Origin of the sequence: Nonomuraea aridisoli (genome assembly GCF_003236395.1) — a bacterium.
Taxonomy (GTDB): domain Bacteria; phylum Actinomycetota; class Actinomycetes; order Streptosporangiales; family Streptosporangiaceae; genus Nonomuraea; species Nonomuraea aridisoli.
Window position 1 is genome coordinate 1 of the sequence record NZ_POUD01000145.1, and the last position, 22,159, is coordinate 22,159.

The 22,159-nt window shown below is 73.4% G+C and carries 19 protein-coding genes and 1 pseudogene; 15 read left to right on the plus strand and 5 right to left on the minus strand.

Annotated features, from left to right (window positions below; translation table 11 throughout):
* Positions 1 to 205: 205 nt before the first annotated feature.
* The 3 genes from C1J01_RS28855 to C1J01_RS28865 are packed head-to-tail and all read left to right on the plus strand — an operon-like array spanning position 206 to position 2,865.
* Positions 206 to 1,039, plus strand: coding sequence for an MBL fold metallo-hydrolase (locus C1J01_RS28855; RefSeq protein ID WP_181449019.1), 834 nt, complete (start codon positions 206 to 208; stop codon positions 1,037 to 1,039).
* A gap of 44 nt (positions 1,040 to 1,083) precedes the next feature.
* Positions 1,084 to 1,941 carry a helix-turn-helix domain-containing protein gene (locus C1J01_RS28860; RefSeq protein ID WP_181449020.1) on the plus strand — a complete coding sequence of 286 codons (858 nt, stop codon included), beginning with the start codon at positions 1,084 to 1,086 and terminating at the stop codon, positions 1,939 to 1,941.
* 42 nt (positions 1,942 to 1,983) lie between these two features.
* Positions 1,984 to 2,865: an NmrA family NAD(P)-binding protein gene (locus tag C1J01_RS28865; RefSeq protein WP_111182120.1), complete on the plus strand. Its 882-nt coding sequence runs from the start codon at positions 1,984 to 1,986 to the stop codon at positions 2,863 to 2,865.
* Between the two features lie 28 nt (positions 2,866 to 2,893).
* Here the strand turns inward: C1J01_RS28865 and C1J01_RS28870 are convergent, their stop codons facing one another.
* Positions 2,894 to 4,246 carry a sensor histidine kinase gene (locus tag C1J01_RS28870; RefSeq protein ID WP_111182121.1) on the minus strand — a complete coding sequence of 451 codons (1,353 nt, stop codon included), beginning with the start codon at positions 4,244 to 4,246 and terminating at the stop codon, positions 2,894 to 2,896.
* Positions 4,247 to 4,458: 212 nt separating this feature from the next.
* The gene (locus C1J01_RS28875; protein ID WP_111182122.1) at positions 4,459 to 9,096 is read right to left on the minus strand and encodes an FtsK/SpoIIIE domain-containing protein; all 4,638 of its coding nucleotides are present in this window, start codon (positions 9,094 to 9,096) and stop codon (positions 4,459 to 4,461) included.
* Between the two features lie 298 nt (positions 9,097 to 9,394).
* On the opposite strand from C1J01_RS28875, the gene C1J01_RS28880 reads away from it, so the two are divergent.
* The 12 genes from C1J01_RS28880 (at position 9,395) to C1J01_RS28935 (ending at position 19,727) form a co-directional block, all read left to right on the plus strand.
* The gene (locus tag C1J01_RS28880; protein WP_111182123.1) at positions 9,395 to 10,048 is read left to right on the plus strand and encodes a hypothetical protein; all 654 of its coding nucleotides are present in this window, start codon (positions 9,395 to 9,397) and stop codon (positions 10,046 to 10,048) included.
* 1 nt (position 10,049) lies between these two features.
* Positions 10,050 to 10,766: a CpaE/TadZ family protein gene (locus tag C1J01_RS28885; protein ID WP_111182124.1), complete on the plus strand. Its 717-nt coding sequence runs from the start codon at positions 10,050 to 10,052 to the stop codon at positions 10,764 to 10,766.
* Positions 10,763 to 12,058: a TadA family conjugal transfer-associated ATPase gene (locus tag C1J01_RS28890; protein WP_111182125.1), complete on the plus strand. Its 1,296-nt coding sequence runs from the start codon at positions 10,763 to 10,765 to the stop codon at positions 12,056 to 12,058. Before C1J01_RS28885 ends, C1J01_RS28890 begins: the two co-directional genes overlap by 4 nt.
* A gap of 3 nt (positions 12,059 to 12,061) precedes the next feature.
* Positions 12,062 to 12,913, plus strand: coding sequence for a type II secretion system F family protein (locus tag C1J01_RS28895; protein WP_111182126.1), 852 nt, complete (start codon positions 12,062 to 12,064; stop codon positions 12,911 to 12,913).
* Positions 12,906 to 13,826 (plus strand): type II secretion system F family protein, encoded by a 921-nt coding sequence (locus tag C1J01_RS28900; protein ID WP_111182127.1) that lies wholly within the window; start codon positions 12,906 to 12,908, stop codon positions 13,824 to 13,826. Before C1J01_RS28895 ends, C1J01_RS28900 begins: the two co-directional genes overlap by 8 nt.
* Complete coding sequence (locus C1J01_RS28905; RefSeq protein WP_111182128.1) at positions 13,826 to 14,080, plus strand: hypothetical protein; 255 nt, start codon at positions 13,826 to 13,828, stop codon at positions 14,078 to 14,080. Before C1J01_RS28900 ends, C1J01_RS28905 begins: the two co-directional genes overlap by 1 nt.
* Positions 14,077 to 14,511 carry a TadE/TadG family type IV pilus assembly protein gene (locus tag C1J01_RS28910; protein WP_235854731.1) on the plus strand — a complete coding sequence of 145 codons (435 nt, stop codon included), beginning with the start codon at positions 14,077 to 14,079 and terminating at the stop codon, positions 14,509 to 14,511. The genes C1J01_RS28905 and C1J01_RS28910 overlap by 4 nt, the downstream gene beginning before the upstream one ends.
* Positions 14,508 to 14,912 carry a TadE/TadG family type IV pilus assembly protein gene (locus C1J01_RS28915; protein WP_111182129.1) on the plus strand — a complete coding sequence of 135 codons (405 nt, stop codon included), beginning with the start codon at positions 14,508 to 14,510 and terminating at the stop codon, positions 14,910 to 14,912. Before C1J01_RS28910 ends, C1J01_RS28915 begins: the two co-directional genes overlap by 4 nt.
* Entirely contained in the window at positions 14,909 to 15,325 is a 417-nt protein-coding gene (locus tag C1J01_RS28920) for a pilus assembly protein TadG-related protein (protein WP_235854732.1), read from the plus strand. Before C1J01_RS28915 ends, C1J01_RS28920 begins: the two co-directional genes overlap by 4 nt.
* Before the next feature lie 81 nt (positions 15,326 to 15,406).
* A complete protein-coding gene (locus tag C1J01_RS28925; RefSeq protein WP_235854733.1) occupies positions 15,407 to 18,124 on the plus strand; it encodes a bacterial transcriptional activator domain-containing protein in 2,718 nt (905 codons plus the stop codon).
* Positions 18,121 to 18,783, plus strand: coding sequence for a hypothetical protein (locus C1J01_RS28930; RefSeq protein WP_146615762.1), 663 nt, complete (start codon positions 18,121 to 18,123; stop codon positions 18,781 to 18,783). The genes C1J01_RS28925 and C1J01_RS28930 overlap by 4 nt, the downstream gene beginning before the upstream one ends.
* Positions 18,780 to 19,727: a hypothetical protein gene (locus C1J01_RS28935; RefSeq protein WP_111182131.1), complete on the plus strand. Its 948-nt coding sequence runs from the start codon at positions 18,780 to 18,782 to the stop codon at positions 19,725 to 19,727. The genes C1J01_RS28930 and C1J01_RS28935 overlap by 4 nt, the downstream gene beginning before the upstream one ends.
* Before the next feature lie 56 nt (positions 19,728 to 19,783).
* Here the strand turns inward: C1J01_RS28935 and C1J01_RS28940 are convergent, their stop codons facing one another.
* The 3 genes and pseudogenes from C1J01_RS28940 to C1J01_RS50190 all read right to left on the minus strand — a co-directional run.
* A complete protein-coding gene (locus C1J01_RS28940; RefSeq protein ID WP_111182132.1) occupies positions 19,784 to 20,296 on the minus strand; it encodes a methylated-DNA--[protein]-cysteine S-methyltransferase in 513 nt (170 codons plus the stop codon).
* Complete coding sequence (locus tag C1J01_RS28945; protein WP_111182133.1) at positions 20,293 to 21,696, minus strand: DNA-3-methyladenine glycosylase 2 family protein; 1,404 nt, start codon at positions 21,694 to 21,696, stop codon at positions 20,293 to 20,295. Before C1J01_RS28945 ends, C1J01_RS28940 begins: the two co-directional genes overlap by 4 nt.
* Before the next feature lie 57 nt (positions 21,697 to 21,753).
* Positions 21,754 to 22,159: pseudogene (locus C1J01_RS50190) on the minus strand (MFS transporter); the annotation flags it as partial.

Consider the following 22,159-nt stretch of genomic DNA (forward strand, 5'->3'; position numbering starts at 1 on the left):
GCCGGACGCCCGCCCCCTCTATGTGCGCTTCTTCACCCTCCCCGCCGACGAGGACTGACGAGCCGTCAGCGCCAGGCCCCGTGCCTGTCCACGACATGGACAGGCACCGATGGCGGAGCCTTCGAATACTGAGATCATGAGTCCAAGCGGAACGATTTCAGCTCAGGCTCCGGGATTCGCGCGCACCAGCGTCGGTGCGATCACCGTGACCACCGTCTACGACGGGGCGCTGCCCATCTACGCCGCCGACATGCACGGCGAGTCGCCGGAGCGGATCACCGAGCTCTTGGCCGACGGATTCCTCCCCCCGGAGGGTGACCTTCTGACGGCCGTGAACACCTTCCTCTTCCGCTCCGGCGGACGCACGGTGCTGGTCGACGCGGGCGCCGGCACCTCCCTCGGAGCGGGCACCGGTCATCTGCCGGAGAACCTCCGCGCCGCCGGAGTCTCTCCGGAGCAGGTCGATGACGTGCTCATCACGCACCTGCATCCCGATCACGTCTCCGGTCTGGTGACCGCGGACGGGGCGGCGGCCTTCCCGTCCGCGACCGTGCACGTGTCGAGACTCGACGCTCACCACTGGCTGAACGACGCCGTCGCCGCGAGCGCCGAGGGCGTACAGGCGCAGATCCACCGGTGGGCCGTGCGGGCTCTGGCGCCCTACCGTGCCGGCGGCCGGTTCTCCACCTTCGCCTACGGTGAGCGGCCAGTGCCGGGCGTGACCGCGGTCGATCTCCACGGCCACACCCCGGGTCACAGCGGCTATCTGGTGGACGGTGAAGGGGAACAACTGCTGTTGTGGGGCGACACCATGCACAACCACACGGTTCAGCTGCGCGCCCCACACGTGGCGATGGACATCGACAGTGATCGACGTGGTGCCCGCGCCGCCCGGAAGCGCATCCTGGCGGAGATCCGGACGCAGGGCTGGGTGGTCGGCGCCGCGCATCTTCCCTTCCCCGGCATCGGGCGCATCCGATTCCGTGACGGCGAGGCCCGGTGGGTGCCCGCGCCGTACCGCCCGCTGGAGTCCGCATGACGGACGGCCATGCCTCAGGCAGGCGGAGAGATGATGGAGGGGTGATGGCCGGCAAGTCGTCGTCGGAGGAATTGGGCGCGTTCCTCCGGGCGCGTCGTGCCGCGGTGACCCCGCAGGAGCTCGGCATCACCCCCTCCTACGGCGAACGGCGCCGGGTGCCGGGGCTCAGACGGGAGGAGCTCGCCGAGCTGGCCGGGCTCAGCACGACGTACTACACCCGGTTGGAGCGGGGCGAGAGCCATCAGGTTTCCGATGCGGTCCTGGACGCCATCGCACGGGCGCTGAAGCTCTCACCCGACGAGCGCGCGCACCTCTACCGGCTGGCACGCGCTGTCCCGCCGGTGCGGGGGACCGGTCACGAGGACCAGGTCCGCGGGCCCATTCGTGCTCTCGTCGACAGCAGCCTGGGCGCCGTCGTGCTCGTCGGGCGGCGCACCGACATCCTCGCGGGCAACTCGCTCGGATACGCGCTGTGGAACCTCACGACCGAGGAGATCGCCGCCATCGGGACGCCTGACGCGCCGAATCAGGCCCGGCGGGTCTTCCTCGACCCGCGTTCCCGCGAGTTGTTCGCCGACTGGGAGCGTCAGGCCGAGGATCTCGCGTCCTACCTGCGGCTGGCCACGGCGGAGCGGCCCGACGACCTCGCCCTCCACCGGCTCGTCTCCGAGCTCGCCACCGGCAGCGACGACTTCGCCCGCCTGTGGCGCGACCATCCGGTACGTGACTGCCTGCACACCGTTCGCCGCTATCGGCATCCTGTCGTCGGAGAGCTGGAGGTGAACGAAGAGATCCTTCGCCTGCCCGACGATCCGGGGCAGCGTCTGGTCGTCAGCGCGGCCACGGCCGGGACGCCCTCGGCCGACCGGCTCGCCCTCCTCGGCGCCCTCACCGCCGGCTGACCGATCCGTCCGCACACAACGTTTCACCCGCAAGGAACGCTCATGATCGTCGTATCATCCGCCACCAGCGACACCGGTTCCGCCGTCGCGGAGGCGCTCCTCGACGCCGGACAACGGGTCCGGGTGCTGGGCCGCAGTCGCGACCGCCTGCGGCGATTCGTGGACCGCGGCGCCGAAGCGGCTGAAGTCCGCACCGACGACCCCGGCGGTCTCCGCGACGCCTTCGCCGACGCCCGCGCCGCATTCGTCATGATCGCACCGGGAATCATTCCCGACAGCAGTGACTTCCCGGCCCATCAGCGGCGCGTCATCGCCGCTCATCAGAAGGCGCTCACCGGGCTCCACCACCTCACCCGGATCGTCAGCCTGAGCGGCTGGGCCGCGAATTATGACGCTGCTCGTGGTCCGGTGTGGGGCCTACGCCCGCTCGAAGAAGCACTTGACACCCTGACCGGTGTGGAAGTGATCCACCTGCGGCCCGGGTGGTTCATGGAGAACGCCCTGCCGATGATCGAAGAGGTGCGCGCCACCGGCGCCGCGCACGGACTCATCCCCGGTGACCTGCCTCTCCCGGCCATCGCCACGGCCGACATCGGCGCCGTCGCCGCCGATCTGCTCACCGGGCGCCGCAGGGCCGGCACCCGCGTCCTCGAACTGCAGGGCCCCCGGGACATCACGCTCAACGAGGTCACCGCCGCGATCGGCGCGGCCGTCGGGCGACCGGGGGCGCGCTACGAGCGGATCGACGCCGCCACCATGCGCGACGGCCTCCTCGCCGCGGGTTTCTCCCCCCACATGGCGGACGGCACCACAGCCATGACCCTCGACGTCGCCGAACGCCGGATCGCCATGACCCGGCCGCGTGACGACGAAACCGCGACCCCGACGACCTTCGAGGAGTTCCTCGCGCGCGTGACCGGCTGAGCCTCCCACCACGTCGATCGGCGTCCTGTCATCCCGGCGCCTGGAGGTCGTGTGCGGGAAGGCGCAGGACGAAGCGTGCGCCTCGTTCGCTGTCCTCGATGGTCAGTGTGCCCCCGTGCGCCGTGGCGATCTCCCGTGCGATCGCCAGCCCCAGCCCGGTCCCGTTCGCGTCGCGCGCGTACGCGGCGTCCAGGCGGGTGAAGCGGTCGAAGACCACCCTTCTGTCCTCCGGGGCGATTCCGGCGCCGTCGTCGATGACCTCCAAGGTCGCCGAGGACCGGTCGCCCCGGACCCTGACGGTGATCTGCGAAGCGGCGTGACGCTCGGCGTTGTCGAGGAGATTGCCCAACAGGCGGGCGATCCGCAGCCTGTCACAGTCGATGAAGACGCTCTCCGGCATCTCCTTGACGATCCGCTTCTGGTGGGTCCGGCGCTCCAGCTCGGTCTCGACCAGCCGGCGCAGGTCGGTGGGGTCGCGATGCAGGGAGGTGCGCGCGTCCAGCTGGGCCAGGGTCAGCAGGTCGGTCACGAGCCGCTGGAGGCGGTCCACCCCGGCGAGGACCGCTTCGGCCATCCGGGGCCAGTCGGTGTCGTGGGGGTGCAGGAGCGCCTCCTCCACCTGGGTCCGCATGGCGGTGATGGGGGTGCGCAGATCGTGGGAGGCGTCGGCGGTGAAGCGCCGTTGCCGCGTGTAGGCCTCGTCGAGGCGGTCGAGGGTGTCGTTCACGGTCTCCGCCAGGTATCTGATCTCCTCGTACTTCGCCGGGACGGGGACGCGGCGGACGAGGTCGGTGGCGGTGATCTCGGCGAGTTCGGCCCGGATGGCGTTGACCGGGCCGAGGACCTTGGTGAGATCACGGTACGTCCAGCCGGTCATCATCGTGGTCACCAGGACGGACACGCCGACGGCCAGGAGGAGCGACGTGGTCTGGCCGTACCAGGGGACCACCGGCACCGCGATGTAGAGCAGCCAGGGCCCCTGCGGCTGGAACACCTTGTAGGACGCGACGGTCATACAGCCCTGCAGTCCGGTCGGCGGGCACAACATCCGCGCGGTGCTCACCTGCGTGCGCACCGCGCGGAACGTGGCGATCGGCGGCTTTCCGGCGAGATTCCGGGTCGCCGCCACCACGTGGCCGTGCTCGTCCACGACCTGGATCGCCTCCACCTCGCCCTTCTGCAGGACGGGCGGGAGGGGGCCTTGCCGGATGAGGGGGACGACCCGGTTCCAGGCGTCGGTGACCCGGTTCTGGCTGGTGTCGGCCTCCTTGTTGCCGGCGAAGAACAGGAACATGATGCTGACCACGACGCACACCAGCGCCGCGACGGCGCCGGTCGCCACGGTCCTGCGGGCCCGGATCGATTGCCAAGACCAGAGCATGTCACTCACCCCGAAGCAGGGTGATCACCTCCTGGGGCGAAGCGCTCGCGGCGCGCGGCGCCGGCATCGGCCGGCGTCGCGCCTTCGCAAAATGCGCACGGGGAGTCCCCCTAATGAGATATACGTACCATATGTCCGTTTAATCCTGGTTCTCTCCGCGTAATGCGTCCACCCTCACCAGGTCATGCCGGGGTCGAGAGTCGAGTTCCGCGTCAGGCGTCGTCCGGCAGCGCCGCCTGCAGAGGGGTGATGGTGCCGGTCGTGACGAGGAAACCCCGGCCCTGCGGACCGCCGGCGGTGCCGCGGGGCAGGCGGATGGAGAACAGGTCGCCGTCGCCCTGGCCCTGGACGGCCAGCAGGAGTCCGGTGCGCGCCTTGCGGGCCTCCGCGACGAACCCCCGGTAGGCCACGGCCAGGTCCCCCGTCGTGCCGGCGATGAGCAGGCCGTGCTCGCCGTCCCGGCCCGTGCGCAGGACGTCCTCCAGCGCCGTGCCGAGCGGGCCGTCGGCGTTGACCAGTTCCGCGTCGTCCACCAGCACGACGTACTGCTGCCGGTCGGCCACCAGCTCCGCGAGGTTGGCGGCGTTGCCGTCCAGGATCGCCAGCGCGCCCTCCAGGTCGCGCAGCGGGCTGCGCCGGGGGGCGACGGCGATGACGGGCGTACCGCGGGAGATCAGCGAACGGGCGGCCGTCATCAGCACCGACGAACGTCCCGAGCGGGACGGCCCCGCGACCACCGCGGCGGGCCCGTGGGCCAGCAGGTCGAGCCCGAGCGGGCCGAGGGCGTCGCCGCCCGCCCCCACCAGCGCCCACAGCGGCGAGGGCGGGGTGAACGCCGGGTCGAGGGCGAGCGCCTGGGAGGCGGTGATGCGCGCCGGAAGCGCGTCCACCCGCAGCGGCGGCTCCCCCTTCCACCGCCATCCGCTCCTCCCGTCGTCTTCCGCGGCCGTGGACGGGCCGGAGGCGGCGGCGCGGGCCAGGGACTGGAGGGCGGCGACCTGGGCGGGGCCGGCCGGGTCGGCGGCGAGCAGGGCGATGTGGTGCTCCACGACGCCGTGTTCGCCCATCGACAGCGCGCGTCCGGGCGGCATCGACGCCGGCAGGCCCTTGAGCGGGAGCCCGGCCAGGCCGTAGTCGGCCGGGTCCGGCAGGCGCAGGAGCAGGCGGTCCTCGAAGACCGTCGAGATCTGCCCGATCAGGCCCGACCGGTCGCTCGTCACGACCGCCCTGAACCCCACCGCCGGGCCCTCGCGCATGAGCTGGAGCACCGCCTCGATCAGGCGGCCGTAGTCGTAGCCCTCGAACGCGGCGACGAAGCCCTCCCACCGGTCCAGCATGAACACCAGCCACGGCAGGCGGTGCCCGGCCTGCCGGTACTCGGCCAGGGAGGCGTGCCCGGCCTCGGCCAGCAGTTGCTGGCGGCGGCCCACCTCGGCGCGCAGCCGGGTCAGCAGCCGTTCGACCCGGTCGAGCTGGTCGCGGGTCACCACCGCGCCGCAGTGCGGCATCGCGACCAGCGGCAGGAGCGCGCCCGAGCCGCAGTCGATCGCGTGCAGGTGGACGTCCTGCGGCGAGGCGTGCGCGGCGATCGAGCCGGCGATCGTGCGCAGCGCCGTCGACCGGCCCGTACGCGCGGCCCCCGCGATGAGCAGGTGGCCGCCGTGGGCCACGTCGAGCGCCAGCGCCCGCCGATCCTGCGCCCACGGCCGGTCGGTGACCCCGAACGGGGTCGGCTCGACCTCGTCGGACGCCCCGTCCGCGAGGTCCGTGAGGTCCGGGGCGTCCGGCAGGTCGAGGACGAAGCGGGACGGCAACGGCTCCAGCCACGGGCTGGGCTGCGCCGGGACCCCGGCCAGCCGGGCCGCCTCGATCAGGGCGTCGGTGACCAGCGTCAGGTCCGTGGTGGTGGCGTCCTCGTCGGTCACCACCGGAGCCGGCGGCAGCGGCCTGCCCAGGGAGCGCCAGTCCACGTCCAGCACCCGCAGGCGCGGCGCGGCCCCGGACGACGCGGCCGGGCTGCGCCCCCCGACCCTGGCCGTCTGCACGGCCGTCGCCGCCCCCGCCCCAGAACGCACGTAGCAGCGGCCCGGCGTGGACTTGGAGATGTGCGCCGCGTCGGGCTGGTCGATGACGTCGGCCGACTCGGCGGGCTCGGTCACCCGCAGCGCGATCCGCAGCGAGGTGTTGGCCTGGATGTCGGCCGTCACGACGCCCGCGGGCCGCTGAGTCGCCAGGATCAGGTGGATCCCCAGCGAACGCCCCCGGCGGGCGATGTCGACCAGGCCCGCGACGAAGTCCGGCAGCTCGGCCACCAGCGCCGCGAACTCGTCGATGACCAGCACCAGCCGCGGCATGCCCGGCCCGGTGTAGTCCTCGATGTCCTTGGCCCCGGCTGACAGCAGCAGCCGCTCGCGGCGCCGCAGCTCGGCCGCGAGCGAGTCGAGGGCCCGCTGCGTCAGGTGTCCGTCGAGGTCGGTGACCATGCCGACGGTGTGCGGCAGGCGTACGCACTCCTTGAAGGCCGCGCCGCCCTTGTAGTCGATCAGCACGAACGTGAGCTGGTCGGGCCGGTTGGCCACGGCCAGCGCGCAGATCAGCGTCTGCAGCAGCTCCGACTTGCCCGCGCCGGTGGTGCCGGCGACGAGGCCGTGGGGGCCGTCGAGCCGGAGGTCCACCGAGAACGGGCCGTCCGGGCCGATGCCGATCAGCGCCTCGGTGGTGCCCCGGTCCCGCCACCGGGCGGCGAGGTCGCGCGCGGAGGGGACGGGCATGCCCAGCAGGTCGAGCAGGCGCACCGCGTCGGGGAGATTGCCGCCGGGGTCGTCCCTGCTCACGTCGCGGATCGGGGCCAGCGCCCTGGCCAGGCGGTCGCACCAGCCGGCCGAGACCAGGTCGCCGAGGACGGGGCCGATGACGTCGAGCCCGCCGCCGCGCAGGTGCACCGAGCCGTCGGAGCCGCAGTCGGCCACCGTCTGGCACTCCTCGGGCAGCAGCCGCTGGTCCTCGTCGAGCGCCAGGGTGTAGACGCCGCAGCGCGGCCCCTGGCGCAGCACCTGCGGCATGTTGGGCAGGCCGCGCAGCACCTGGGCGCCGTCGAGGATCACCAGCACGTCGTAGGGGCGCACGTCGTACGTGGAGAACGCGGGCTTCTCGGGCCCGCCGAGATCGTCCCACCCGGTGGGGATCTTGGCCGTGTCGGGCAGGGAGGTGTTGCGGCGTTCGTCGATGAGGGCGGCCAGCTCGGCGACGCGGCGGGCGGCGGAGTCGGGGTCGGCGCCCACCAGCGCCACGCAGTCCTCGCCGCCGCGCGGCGCGCAGTGCGGCAGCCAGCGCACCCAGCCCCACCGCCGCTCCCCGTCGGGATGCGCGGACACCACGACGACGGCCAGGTCTCGCGGGCTGTGCAGGGTGGCGGCCTGGGCGATCAGCCAGCTCGCCAGGCCGGTCGCGGCGTCGCGCGGCCCCGTGACGCCGGCCACGCCGAGCTGGCGCATGGGCAGCGCCACCGGCACGGAACGGCAGATCGGCGGCTGGATCGGCCCGCCCTGCTCCTCCGACAGCTCCAGGTTGGCGGGCAGGTCGGCGAGCCCGACCCGCAGCCGCAGCGCGTCGGAGTCGTGGATCCGGCGCTCCCAGAGCCGCCGGCGCGGCCCCGTGGCCGTGAGCAGCACCTGCGCCGGGTCGGGCGCGTCGGAGCGGCGCGCCGCCTCGTCGGCGGCCCGGGCCCGCTCCACGGCCGCGTCGTACTCCGCCAGCTTGACGGCGTGCTCCTTGAGCGCCTTGCGGTGCTTCATCTTGCCGTGGCGCCGGTCGCTCCACCACTGGCCGATCATGATGATCGGCGTCATGAGAGCGACGAGCAGGTAGTACCACTGCCCCAGGGCGATGGCCAGCGTCAGTCCGAGCACGGCCGGCAGGCACGCGGCCAGCAGCTGCAGGCGCATCCCTTCGTTCCTGGTCGGCTCCTTCGGCCGGACGAACCTGCGCTGGGGCTCGGGCCGGCGCAGCCGGGGCGGCCGGTTGTAGGCCACGCCGCCCTCGCCGTGCGGCGCCAGGTGGGCGTCCTTCGGCTCGATCGAGGTCAGCACGAACACCGACGACCCGCAGGTCAGCACGGCCTGGTCGGGCCACTCGGCGGGCTCGTCGAGCGGCCTGCCGTCCAGCTCGGGGACCTCCTCGTAACCGGCGGCCAGCTCGGCCGCCTCCCGCTCGGCGGTCCTGGCGGTCAGCTCGGCGACCTCCTCGGCCCACCGTCCCTTGAGCTTGAGCCTCGGGGCCTCGCCGGGCCGCCGCCAGGCCCGCTCCACGGTGATCGACTCCGGCGTCACCCGTACGGTGACCGCCTCCGGAGCCAGCGCGGGGTCGTCGACCGCCATCGCGCACATCGGGTCGGAGCCGATGACGTGCACGCCCAGCCCGAGCCGGTGCACCGCCCCGGCGGCCGGGCCGCCCACCACACGCACCTCGGCGACCCCGCCGGGCTCCTCGACGACGGTGGCGCGGGCGAGGCGGGCGTCCAGCGTGACCTTGTCGCCGTCGCGCAGCACGGCGGCCGCGGGGGCGCGCGGGTCGAGCGGGCGGCCGTCGCGCCAGAGCGCCGGCGGCCCGTCGGGCCTGCGCGGGCGCGGCACCCGGGCGCCCGAGGCACGATCGCCGTCCGGGTCGTGTCCCCCTGACAGCCCGTACGGCGCTCTGGCCCTGGGCAGCCGGACCACGGTGGCCAGCGGCCCGCCGGTGCCGGAGTCGTCGCTGAGCGCCTCGCTCACCCGCTCCACCGTCGCGCCGTCGTCACCGTCGATCACGACGTCACGATCGCCCTGCCCGCCGAGCACGGTGAGCATGATCCGCATGGTGCCGTCCCCTCGGTCGACTCGGGCCGCCCAAGGTAGCGCCGAGAACGGCGCCGGGCGCGCCGGTTGACGGCAACGGCATGGGGCCTGTGAAAAAAGTGGCGGATGTTATTGAAGTGGCGTTGCCCGGAAAAGTCGGGAACCGTCAACTTGATAGAAACAATAAGCATCAATGAATTCCGGTTGACACGATGTCACCTGCGAAACGAGCATGGGTCGCCGAATTCCGCCACCGCGTTCATCGCAAGCCCCACATAATGGCGTGAATTCCGCAATTCACTTCGGGAGCCCCCCACCCATGAGGACCAGTGAAAAGCCTGCCGTCAACGCGGCGGCGGGGTTGTCCGGCCCGGCCTCGCGCAAGCTCCCCGTGCCGCCCAGAGAACGCAAGCCGGCCCTGGCCGCGCTGGCCGTCCTGCTCATCCTCGGCGGCGCGCTGGCCACCACCATGCTCGTCCTGCGCAGCGGCGACCGCGTCTCCGTCGTCCGCGTCACCCAGCAGGTCGGGGCCGGTCAGAAATTCACCGACCGCGACCTCGAAGAGGTGCAGATCGCCGGAAACGGCATCGACTTCGTCGCTTGGTCGGCTCGCGACAGCGTCACCGAGGGTTTCGCGGCCGTCACGATCCTGCCCGGCACCCTGCTGACGCGTGACATGGTCAACCCGGCCGACAGCGGGCTCGGCGCCGGAAAGGCGATGGTCGGCCTGGCGCTCAAAGCCGGGCAAATGCCGGCGAGCGTCAGCGAGGGCGACCGCGTTCAGGTGATATTCGTACCGACCCGGTCGGGTCAGGGAGAAAGCCGCGTCCTCGCCTCGGACGCGCTCGTCCACACCACCGGAGAGGAATCCGGCCGGCTGACCATCGTGGTCGACGCAGCCGCGGCGCCGGAGATCGTGGCGTTCGCCTCCACCGGGGAGATCGCCGTGGCCGAGGTCACGGGGGCGGGCTGAGGTGGCGCTGATCGTACTGGCCGCCGACAAGGGCGCGCCGGGCGTGACCACGGCCGCGACCGCCCTCGCGGCGGTCTGGCCCCGGCCCGTGCTGCTGGCCGAATGCGACCCCGCGGGCGGCGACCTCGCCTACCGGCTGCCCGCCGCCGACGGCGGGGTGCTCAATCCCGGCAGGGGCCTGCTCACGCTGGGCGCCACCGCGCGGCGCGGCCTGGAGGCCGCCCAGATCCACCAGCACACCCAGAAGATCGTCGGCGGGCTAGACGTGCTCGTCGGGCTCACGCACGGCGAGCAGGCCGCCGGCCTCACCTGGCTGTGGGGGCCGCTCGGCCGGGCGCTGGCCGCCATCCCCAACGCCGACGTCATCGCCGACTGCGGCCGGCTGGGCGCGCACCCGCAGATCGGCGACCTCATGGCCGAGGCCGAGCAGGTCGTGCTGCTCACCCGCGCCACCCTCGACCACGTCGCCCACCTGCGCGAACGCCTCCAGATCAGCAAGGCCCACGGCGTCGTCGTGATCGCCGACCCGCGCAACTACCGCGCCTCCGTCGAGGACGTCCGCAGGATCGTCGGCCCGCTCGTCCAGTCCGTGCACGGCCTGGCGTACGACCCCAAGGGCGCCGAGCTGCTGCGCGGCCAGTGGGGCGGCCGGCTCGACCGCTCCCTCCTCATCCGTACGGCCAGGGACCTGGCGGCAAGGCTGGTGAGTCACCGATGATCGACCACGCGCTCGTCAAGCGGTTCCGCCAGGAGGTCGGCGACCGCCTGGCCCATCAGCGCCGGCTCGACCAGGCGAACGGCGTCCCGCCGATGACCGGCGAGGACGAGCGCCAGTTCGCCAGGGCGCTGATCTCCCAGGTGCTGGAGGAGCACGCCCGCAACGAGATCGGCCTCGGCCGCACGCCGCCCACCGTCGAGGAGGAGGAGGCGCTCGCGGCCGGCATCCACGCCGCCCTGTTCGGCGTCGGCCGCCTGCAGCCGCTGCTCGACGACCCCCAGGTCGAGAACATCGACATCAACGGCTGCGACCGGGTCTTCGTCAGCTACGCCGACGGCCAGGAGCTCATGCACGACCCGGTCGCCGACTCCGACGAGGAGCTGATCGAGCTCATCCAGATCCTGGCGGCGTACTCGGGGCTGTCGAGCCGGCCGTTCGACACCGCGAACCCGCAGCTCGACCTGCGCCTGCCCGACGGCTCCCGGCTGAGCGCCGTCATGGACGTCACCGTACGCCCGGCCGTGTCGATCCGCCGCGCCCGCCTGGGCAAGGTCTTCCTGTCGGACCTGGTCGGCAACGGCACGATCGGCCCCGACGTGGCCCGGTTCCTGACCGCGGCCGTCGCCGCCCGCAAGAACATCATGATCGCCGGGTCCACGAACGCGGGGAAGACCACCCTGCTGCGCGCCCTCGCCAACGAGATCCCGCCGAGCGAGCGGCTCATCACCGTCGAGCGCGCCCTCGAACTCGGCCTCGACCAGTACCCCGAGCTCCACCCCAACGTGGTGGCGTTCGAGCAGCGCCTGCCCAACTCCGAGGGCCAGGGCGAGATCTCCATGGCCGAGCTGGTCAGACGCTCGCTGCGGATGAACCCCAGCCGCGTCATCGTCGGCGAGGTGCTCGGCGACGAGATCGTCACCATGCTCAACGCGATGACCCAGGGCAACGACGGGTCGCTGTCGACCATCCACGCCAACTCCAGCATGGAGGTCTTCAACCGCATCTCGACCTACGCCCTCCAGGCCGGCGAACGCCTGCCGATCGACGCCACCCACATGCTCATCGCCGGCGCCATCGACTTCGTCGTCTTCGTCGAGAAGCGCAACGACTACCACCTCGGCGGCAAGCTGCGCCGCTACGTCAGCAGCATCCGCGAGGTCAACGGCTGCGACGGCCGCGTGTTGTCCAGCGAGGTGTTCGCGCCCGGCCCCGACGGCAACGCCGTGCCGCACGCCCCGCTGTCCTGCCTGGACGAGCTGGCCGCGCACGGCTACCTGCCGGGAGGGTGGTAGCGCATGCCGTTCACGATCGACCCCCTCGCGCTGCTCGCGGGCGCGGTGGCGGGCGGCGGCCTGTTCCTGCTCGGACTCTCCCTGTACGGCCTGCGCCCCCGCCCGTCGCGCCCCAGACGCCACCTGGTCAAGGTGCTGACCACCCGCGCCGCCGTGGCCGCGATCGCGGCCACCCTCGTGCTGGTCGTCACCCGCTGGCCGGTCATCGCGGTCGGCACGGTGCTGCTCGTCTTCGCCTGGCGCGGCCTGGCGGGCGGCGCCGCGGAGGAGCGCGCCGCCATGCACCGCCTCGAAGGGCTGGCCGCCTGGACGGAGTCGCTGCGCGACACCATCGCCGGCGCCGCCGGTCTCGAACAGGCCATCCCGTCGTCCATCAGGGCCGCCGCGCCCACGCTCCGGCCCCACCTGCGCGCCCTCATCGACCGGCTGCACACCAGGATGGCGCTGCCGGACGCGCTCGCGCTCCTCGCCGACGAGCTCGACGACCCCTCGGCCGACCTCGTGGTCGCCGCGCTCATCCTCAACTCCCGGCTGCGCGGCCCCGGCCTGCGCGACGTGCTCGGCGCGCTCGCCGTCTCGGCCCGCGAGGAGCTCGACATGCGCCGCCGCGTGGAGGCCGAACGCCGCGCGACCCGCCGCAGCATGCAGATCGTGGTGATCACCGCGCTCGCCTTCGCCGGGATCCTCGTGGTGTTCAACCCCAACTACGTCGCCGAGTACCAGAGCTTCCTCGGCCAGGCCGTGCTCGTCGTCGTGGCCGGGCTGTTCGGCGCCGGGTTCGCCTGGATGCGCCGGCTGGCCAGGTTCGACAAGCCCACACGGCTGCTCATGGGAGGAGGCGAGAGCCATGGTTGAGGGCGCGCTGGCCGGCGCGGTCGTCGGTCTGGGGCTGTTCGTCCTGCTGCGGGCGCTCTTCCCGGCCCGTCCCGGCCTGGTGGCGCGGCTGCTCGCGCTCGACGCCGTGCGCGAGGACGCGGGCGCCCCCCGCGTCCAGCTGCTGCTGCCGGAGGAGGAGGTCAGCCCGTTCCGCCGCAACCTCGGCGTCCGCCTGGCCCGCCTGTACGGCGCCCGCGGCTGGGAGGTGCGCTCGGCCAGGGCGGACCTGGCGCTGCTGGGGCGCTCGTTCGAGGCGTTCCTGGCCACCAAGGTCCTGCTCGCCGCCGGCGGGCTGCTGGCGTTCCCGCTGCTGCTGGGCTGGCTGGCGCTCATGGGGTGGGGCACGTCGCCGGTCATCCCGTTCTGGGCGGCGCTGCTCGTGGCGGCCGTCTTCTTCTTCCTGCCGGACCTGCAGGTCAAGAAGGACGCCGCGGCCAAGCGGCGCGACTTCCGGCACGTCGTCGGCGCCTTCCTCGACCTGGTCTCCATGAACCTGGCCGGCGGCCGCGGCGTGCCCGAGTCGCTGATGATGGCCGTCTCGGTCAGCGGGGAGCAGCCCAACTGGGCGATGGGCCGCATCCGCGACGCCCTGAGCGGCGCGCGGATCGTCGGCATCACCCCGTGGCAGGCGCTCGGGCAGCTCGGCGAGGAGATCGACGTCGACGAGCTGCGCGACCTGTCGGCCGCGCTCGGCCTGGTGGCCGACGACGGCGCCAAGGTGCGCGCGTCGCTGACCGCGCGGGCCGCCACGCTGCGCCGCCGCGAGCTGGCCGAGATCGAGGGCCGGGCGGGGGAGCGTTCGCAGTCGATGCTCGTGGCCCAGCTCCTGCTCTGCGCCGGTTTCGTGATTTTTCTCAGTTTTCCCGCCGCTATGAAGATGTTGGGGGTCTGATGCAGAACCATCCCTGGATCGTCTATCTCACCGCGTACCTCGCCGAGCGGGTGCGCAAGGCCCGTGAGGCGCCCACCCGCGGCGCCTCCGCCGTCGAATGGGTGATCATCACCGCGATCATCGCGGGCGTCGCCCTCGGCCTGGCCACCTTGATCAGGACCCTGGTCGAGCAGCAGCAGGCCGAGATCGAGCAGTCCTTCGGCGGTGGCGGCAGCGGCGGCGACGGCGGCGGCGGCGGTGGTGACAATCCGTGAAAGCCGCGCCGCGGCGGCCCGACGAGCGCGGCGTGACGGCGATGGAGCTGGCGCTGCTCATGCCGGTGATCCTCGCCGCCGCGCTGCTCATCGTGCAGGTCGCCCTGTGGTTCCACGGCCGCCAGGTCGCCGAGGCGGCGGCCAGGGAGGGCGCGCGGGTGGCCAGGGCGTCCCCGTTCGACTCCGACGCCTGGCAGGGCGCCGCCACCGGCAAGGCCACCGACATCGTGCGCACGATCGGCCCCAGGCTGCTGCGCGAGGCCACCGCCACCACGTCCGAGCAGGAGCCCGACCAGCGCTTCGTCACGGTGACGGGCAACGCCGTGCAGGTGATCCCGCTGCTGCCCGAGCTGGCGTTCACCATCACCGCGACCGCGGGCGGGCCCGTCGAGTGCTTCCGGCCCGACAACGGCGGCGGTGACTGCGAATGAGCGCGCGGAGCGACGACGCCGAGCGCGGCTCCATGGCGGTGGAGACCGTCATGCTGGCCCCGCTGCTGCTGCTCTTCCTCATGTTCCTGGCCGGCGCCGGGGTGCTGGTGGAGTCGCAGGGCCGGGTCAGCGGGGCGGCCAGGGACGCCGCCAGGTCCGCGTCGGTGCAGCGCACGTTCGACGAGGCCGAGGCGGCGGCCGAGGCCATCACCACGAGCGTGCTCCGGGAGCGCTGCCGGTCGGCCGAGGTCACCCTCGACGGCTCGAAGTGGGAGGAGGCCGGCCACGTGCAGGCCGAGGTGACCTGCGAGCTCGACCTGGCGTTCCTCGGCTTCGACGCCACCAAGCAGCTGACCGGCACGGCCGTGGTGCCGCTGGAACGCTTCAGGAGGGTGGAATGAGCGACGGCGAGCGCGGGTCCATGTCGGTGTTCGTCGTCCTGTTCTCCGTGGTCGTGTTCCTGCTGGCCGGGCTGCTCGTGGACGGCGGCGCGGCGATCAATGCCAGGCTGCGTGCCGCGGACGTCGCCGAACAGGCCGCCCGCGCCGGCGCGGACGTGATCGACGAGGACCACCTGCGCGAGACGGGGGAGACGCGGCTGCTCGGCGAGGACCAGGTGTGCGCCAGGGCCGCCGAGATCGTCGCGGCCCAGGGCGGCGACGACGTGAGCCCCGGCGCGTGCTCGCTCGGCGAGGGCCAGGCGCAGGTGACGGTCACCGTGAGCGTGCGGTGGGAGGCGTTCTTCCTGAGCGCGCTCGGCTTCCCCGGCTCCGAGATGACCGGCGAGGCCGTGGCCGGCCCCGAGGCGCGATAACCCCCGAGCCAGACCGAATCCCGCCGGTCGATGGATGCGGGACATCTGAGGCACGACGCTGGAGCGGAGAAAGGAGAGGCGATGCCGACGCGAGAGCCCGCGCGTCCCCACCGACGGCACGTTCCCGTGCGCGTCCCGGCCCGGCGCCGCGCCGTCGACGTGCTCGCCGGGCTCGCGGCGCTGGTCGTGCTGGTCGCGCTCGTCGGCGGGGTGCCGTACGCGCTGCTCATGTTCGTCGGGCCGCCGCTGCGGCCGGAGCTGCTCGACCTCGACGTGCTGACCGGTAACGTCGGTCCGAGCACGATCATCGCCGTGCTGGTGCTGCTGGTCTGGCTGGCCTGGTTCCAGCTCTTCGTGTGCATCCTGGTCGAGGTGTACGCCGGCGTCCGCCGGGTCGGCATGCCCGCCCGCGTCCCGCTCTCCGGCGGCATGCAGTTCGTCGCCAACAAGCTCGTCTCGGCCGTGCTGCTGCTGTTCACGGCGGGGGCGATGGTGGTGCCGCTGGCGAAGCTGACGCCCACGCCGGCCGCCCCGCCGGTGACGGCGGTCGCGTACTCGGCGCCGCTGGTCGAGCAGACCCTGGAGGCACCCAGGACCAAGAAGGTGTACGTCGTGCAGCCCCCGCACGGCCGCCACCACGAAAGCCTGTGGGAGATCGCCGAGAAGTGCCTCGGCGACGGCCGCCGCTACCACGAGATCTACCGGCTCAACCAGGCCAAGGAGCAGCCCGACGGCAGCCGCCTGCGGATGGCCGACCTGATCAGGCCCGGCTGGGTGCTCGACATGCCGGACGACGCGAAGAACGTCCACGTCGTGCCCGCCGGTCAGCCGCGGGAGCAGACGCTGCGCGAGCACCCCGGCCGCGTCGACGTGGCCCCGGGCAGCATCGCCGCCGAGCAGCGCGACCAGCAGGAGCAGAAGACCCCGAAGCGGGAGGCCGAACACCGCCTGCCGGAGCAGTCGGCCGACCGACCCGACCAGCGTGCCGAGCAGCCCCCGGTCATCCGCGAGGCCCAGGGCGCCGACCTGACCGACTACCTGGCGGGCGCCTCGCTGGCCGCCGCCGGGCTGCTGCTCGTGCTGGCCAGGCGCCGGCGCGAGCAGCTGTGGGGGCGCGTGTTCGGCCGCCGGATCGTCCGGCCCCGCGACGACGCCGCGCAGGCCGAGGTCGCGCTCCGGCTCGGCGGCGACGCGCCGGGCGCCCGCGTCCTCGACGTCGGGCTGCGCCACCTCGGCGCCGAGCTGGCCGCCCAGCGCCGCACCCCGCCCACCGTGTACGGCGCCCACCTGTCGGCCCGCACGCTCGACCTGTGGATCCACCCCGCGGACGACGACCCGCCCACCCCGTGGACGGCCGTCGACGGCGGCCAGATCTGGCGCTTACCGGCCCACGAAGGGCGTATGCTGCCCGACCGCCGCACCTCGGGGGCGCCGTACCCGGGGCTCGTCTCCATCGGCACGGACGCCGGCGGGCGCGTGCTCATCGACCTGGAGGCCGCGCAGGGCCTGATCAACGTACGCGGCCCGCAGACCACCGCGGCGCTGGCCGCCCTCGCCGTCGAGCTGGCCACCAACCTGTGGTCCGACCGCATGAGCGTCACCCTCGTCGGCTTCGGCGAGGAGCTGACCGCCATCGCGCCCGACCGTGTCAGGGCCGTCGGCAGCCTCGCCGAGGTCCTGCCCGAGCTGGAGGCGGACGCCGCGCCGCGCGCGCAGGTGCTCACCGGGCGCATCACCGGGCGCCCGCGCCGCGCCCACTACCTGCTGTCGGCGGTCGCGCCCACCCACGAGGAGGCCCGCCGCCTGGCGCTGCTGGCCCGCCGCGACACCGCCGGGTACGTCGTCGCCGGTGACGTGCCGCACGCCACCTGGACCCTGCGGATCAACGACGACGGCACGGCCAGGATCGCCGAGCTGGGCTTCGAGGTACGCGCCCAGCTGCTGCCCCGCCGCCACTACCGCGCCCTGGTGGACCTGTTCCGCACGGCCGGCCGGCTCGACGGCGAGGCCATCCCCGAGCCGGAGCCGCTGGCGGGGCTGCACCGGCCCGCCGTCGAGATCAGGATCCTCGGCCCGGTCGAGATCGCCGGCCTTCCTCCGCTGGAGGAGGGCCGGATGGAGCTGGCCACCGAGATGCTCGTCCACCTGGCCACCCGCCAGGGCGGCGTGCACCCGGTGGTGCTCGGCGGGGTGCTGTGGCCGCGCGGCGTCCAGGACATGGTCAGGGACGCCGCGATCGCCAGGGTCGCCGAGTGGCTGGGGCCCGGTCGCCTGCTCACCGACGAAGCCGGCCGGCTGCGGCTGGGCCCGGAGGTGCGTACGGACTGGGCGCTCTTCCGCGAGCTGGTCCGCCGCGCGCAGGGCGACCCGTCGGGCCGGGCCGTCCTGCTGGAGAAGGCCCTCGGCCTGGTCAGGGGTCCGCTGCTGACCGGCCGCCGCCCCGGCGGGTACGCCTGGCTGGCGGCCGACGACCTGGAGTACGACGTGACGGCCACCGTGGCGGACGCGGCGCACCGGCTCTGCGAGATCCGGCTCGCGCAGGGCCAGCCGGACGCCGCGGTGGCCGCCGTGCGTGCGGCGCTGCTGCTGGCGCCGGACGACGAGGCCCTCTGGCGCGACCTGCTGCGCGCCACCCACGCCACGCAGGACACCGTACGCCTGCGTGCCGTCGTGGAGGGCCTCACCCGCAGGGCGTCCTCGCACCCGTACGGGGGCGGGATGGCGCCCGAGACGGAGGCATTGATCGAAGAACTGCTGCCCACGTGGCGCATCCACGTAGTGAGGGAGTCTTCCGCATGAGACGTGCGGCGATAGTGCTGGGCCTGCTGCCGGCCCTGATGGCAGCGGCGGCCTGCGGGGCGGAGCAGCCCGCGGAGCGGCCCGCGGCGGCCGCGGGCGCGCGGAGCGCCCCGGAGAGCCCGCCCGAGGAGAGCCCGCCGGCGCGGAGCCCGTCCCCGGGGAGCACCCCCGAGAGCACTTCGGAGGAGGAGCTTCCGTCCGGACCGCGGACGGTGCGGGTCGCCGACGGCCTGCGGGCCAGGATCGACTGGCCCGCCGACCCCGACCCGCTGCTCAAGCTCATGGTCGACCAGTACGTCGGCACCCGCAGGGCCATCGCCGAGCGGGAGCGCGGCTACGGCCACAACATGGAGATGGACGCCGAGATCCAGGCCACCGAATGGATCCGCGAGTTCGTGGACAAGGGCCAGACGATGCGCGGCCTCGGGCGGGTCTACGACCTGAAGGTCGCCTCCGTCGTCGGCAGAGGCGCCCAGATCAACGCCTGCGTCGACGAGACGGGCATCCGGCTGGTCTCCGAGAGCACCGGCAAGGCCGTGCCCCGCCCGCCCGCCTGGCTGAGCGCCCCCTACGCCGAGAGCGTGATCGCGCACCGCGGTGACGACGGGGTGTGGCGGATCAGATCGTACGCAGAACCGAACGAACGGTGCACCCGATGAAACCCCTCATCTCAGCGATGACGGCCGGACTGCTGATGTTCGGCAACGGCCTCCACCTGGACCCGACGAATCCAGGCGGCCAGAGCGAGGCCACGATCCGTCAGGACGACCTGAACACCACGGTGGAGCTGGCCGCGACAGAGTGGATCAACATCTCCGGCGACGGCGCCGGGAGCGGCAAGGGCGACGGCTACCGCGTCCCGCGCCCCTGCTGGTACGAGCCCGCCCGCAGCGGCGAGGACATGTACCGGTTCATGACCGACCCCCGGACGAACGCCCGGCGGGCGGCGATCGACGAGGAGAGCCGGCTGGAGTTCCTCAAGCCGTTCGAGGAGAAGCGCGACGCGGACGGCTTCTGGTGGGTGCCCAACTACGACCAGAACCATCCCGACGGCGCCGCCTGCTGGGGCGACCTCGAACTGTTCGTGTTCGTGCCGACGGGCACCACGCCCCCGTCGGGCATCACGCCCGAGCAGCTCGCCCACATCGCCCGCGGCTCGCTGACCGTCCCCGAGCACACGGTCAGCCTCAACCCCGACGCCAAGAGCTTCGTGAACCTGCCCACCTGGGTGTGGGCCGAGGGCCTCGGCGACACGACCCGCACGGTGACCGCGACCATCCCCGGCTTCATGAGCGTCACGGTTACCGCCACGCTGGAGAGCATCACCATCGACCCCGGCACCACGAAGGACAGGGCCGAGACGAACGTGTCCGGCTGCGGCACCACCGGCAAGCCGTACGTCAGGGGCGGCGAGTTCTCCTGCGGCGTGCGCTACCTGCGCTCGTCGATCGACCAGCCGGGCAGCAAGTACACCCTCGGCGTCACGAGCGTCTGGTCGACCCAGGCGACCGGCGACGTGGCCCCGTTCCAGCTCGCCCCCGTCGAAGTGGAGATCACCAGAGACGTCGAGGTCGGCGAGATCCAGAGCAACATCCGCCCGTAGCCGGCCACCGCGCGGGAACGCCTCCCCAGGGAAGCGGGAGGCGTTCCCCCTGGGGGTCAGCCCGCGTTCGCCGTGCGGCGGGACTCGTGGGTCAGGAGCCATTCCTTGACGGGGGTACCGTACAGGTAGCCGCCGTAGCCGCCGGTGCTGGGCAGAACGCGGTGGCACGGGACGAACGGGGCGATGAGGTTCTGGGCGCAGGCCGAGCCGGCCGCGCGCGCCGCCGTGCGCGGCAGGCCGGCCCGTGCGGCGAGCTCCGCGTACGACACGGTCGTGCCCGCCTTCACCTCGCGCAGCGCCGCGTGCAGCCGCCTGCGGGTGGGCGTGCCCGGCTGCGAGACCGGTACGGCGTCGAGAGCCTCCAGGTCGCCGTCCAGGTACGCGCGGACGGCCTGGGTCGCGGGCCCGAGGTCGTCCACCACCTCCAGCCCCTCGGCCCGCAGGGCGGGCGTGAGCCGGGCGAACATCTCCTCGGGGTCGGCCGTGAAACCGGCCGCGACCACCACCCCTTCACGGGACAGCAGGGCCAGCGCCCCCACCGGCGTCGGGACGATCTGAGCAGCGATCATGACGAACTCCAGAGGTGCAGGGCGGCGTACGCCCGCCACGGGCGCCACCGCTCGATGTGGTCGTGGGTGATGCCGAGGCCGGCCATGCGCTTGGCGAGCACGAGGTCGCCGGTGGGCCAGGCGTCGGGGTCGCGCAGGGCGCGCAGGGCGATGTAGCTGGCCGTCCACGGGCCGATGCCGCGCACCCGCAGCAACTCCGCGACCGCCTCCGCCGGGTCCTGACCGCCGTCGAGGTCGAGCTGGCCGTCCGCGACGAGGGCGGCGAGCTCCTTCAACGTCTCGATGCGCCGGTTCGTCAGGCCGAGCCCGGTCAGGTCGGCGTCGAGCAGGCACTCCGCGGACGGGAAGAGCCCGCCGGGCGCGGCCGCCCGCGCGACGATGCGGCCCAGCAGCGTACGCGCCCCGGCGACCGAGACCTGCTGGCCGACGACGGCGCGTACGGCCAGCTCGAACCCGTCGAACGTGCCCGGCACGCGCAGCCCCGGCCGCGCCGCGACCAGCGGGCCGAGCGAGGTCTGGCCGAGGGCCTGGGCGATGGCGTCGGGGTCGGCGTCGAGGTCGAGCAGGCGGCGGCAGCGGGCCACGATGCGGTTGAGCTGCCGCGTGTCGTCAACCGCGACGTCGAGCGCGAGGTGGTCGGGGCGCGGCGTGAGCGTGATCGTCCCGCCCGGCACGGCCCGGCTGTAGGACGCCTCATCGGCCGTCTCCAGCCCGGGGATCGCGCGCGCGGCGAGGAAGGCGAACACCCCCTCGACGTCGTACGGCTCCCGCCGGTGCAGCCGCAGCCGCAGCGTCACCGGGCCGGCCGGGGCCGGCTCGCGGGTCCACCGTCCGGCCGTGGCGCGCAATTCGCTCGGCGTGAAGCCGTACGTCTCCCGCATCGTCGCGTTGAACTGCCGCACGCTGCCGAACCCCGCCGCGAACGCCACGTCCGTGATCGGCAGCCCCGTCTCGGTCAGGAGCTGTTTGGCCAGCAGCAGGCGCTTCGTCCGGGCCACCGCCAGCGGCCCGACGCCCAGCTCGGCGACGAACAGCCGGTGCAGGTGGCGCTCGGTGATGTGCAGCCGACCGGCGAGCCCGGCGACGCCCCGCTCGTCGGCGGCGCCGTCGTCGATGAGCCGCAGCGCCCGTCCGACCAGGTCGCCGCGCAGGTCCCATCCGGGGTCGCCCGGCGACAGCTCGGGCCGGCAGCGTTTGCACGGCCGGAACCCGGCCGCCTCGGCCGCCGCCGCGTGCCGGTAGAAGCGCACGTTGCGCGACGACGGCGTACGCGCCGGGCAGATCGGACGGCAGTAGATCCCCGTCGTCTTCACGGCCGTGTAGAAGCGCCCGTCGAACCGGGCGTCCCTGGCGGAGACGGCCCGGTAACAGGAGTCGAAGTCGAGTTCGAGGGGTGCCATGTCTCCGACGGTATGCCCTCGCCAGGGATGGTGACCGGCGGAAATCGGACCTGGCCGTCACGGGTGCGTGCGCAGCGGGGAGCGCAGGAACGGGATCCAGCTCAGCGCCATGATCACGGCACCCGCCCACAGCGCCGCGCGCACCCCCCACAACTCGCCGAGCAGCGCCGCGAGCAGCCCTCCCGCGCCGGTCGCCCCCATCAGCAGGAGTCGCATCGTGGCCGTCATGCGGCCCAGCATCTCGTCCGGCGTGACCCGCTGCCGCAGGCTGACGAGGAGCACGTTGTTGAGTCCCGTACGGAACATCAGCACGAACCACGCCGCGGCGGCCAGCCACAACCACGGCCCGCGGTCGAGGAACGGGATCGCGAGCGCGGCGGGCGCGGTCGCCAGGCTGACCAGCCACGCCGCCCGCCCGGTGCCGAACCGCCCGGCGAGTGCGTGCGCCGCCGACGACCCCACC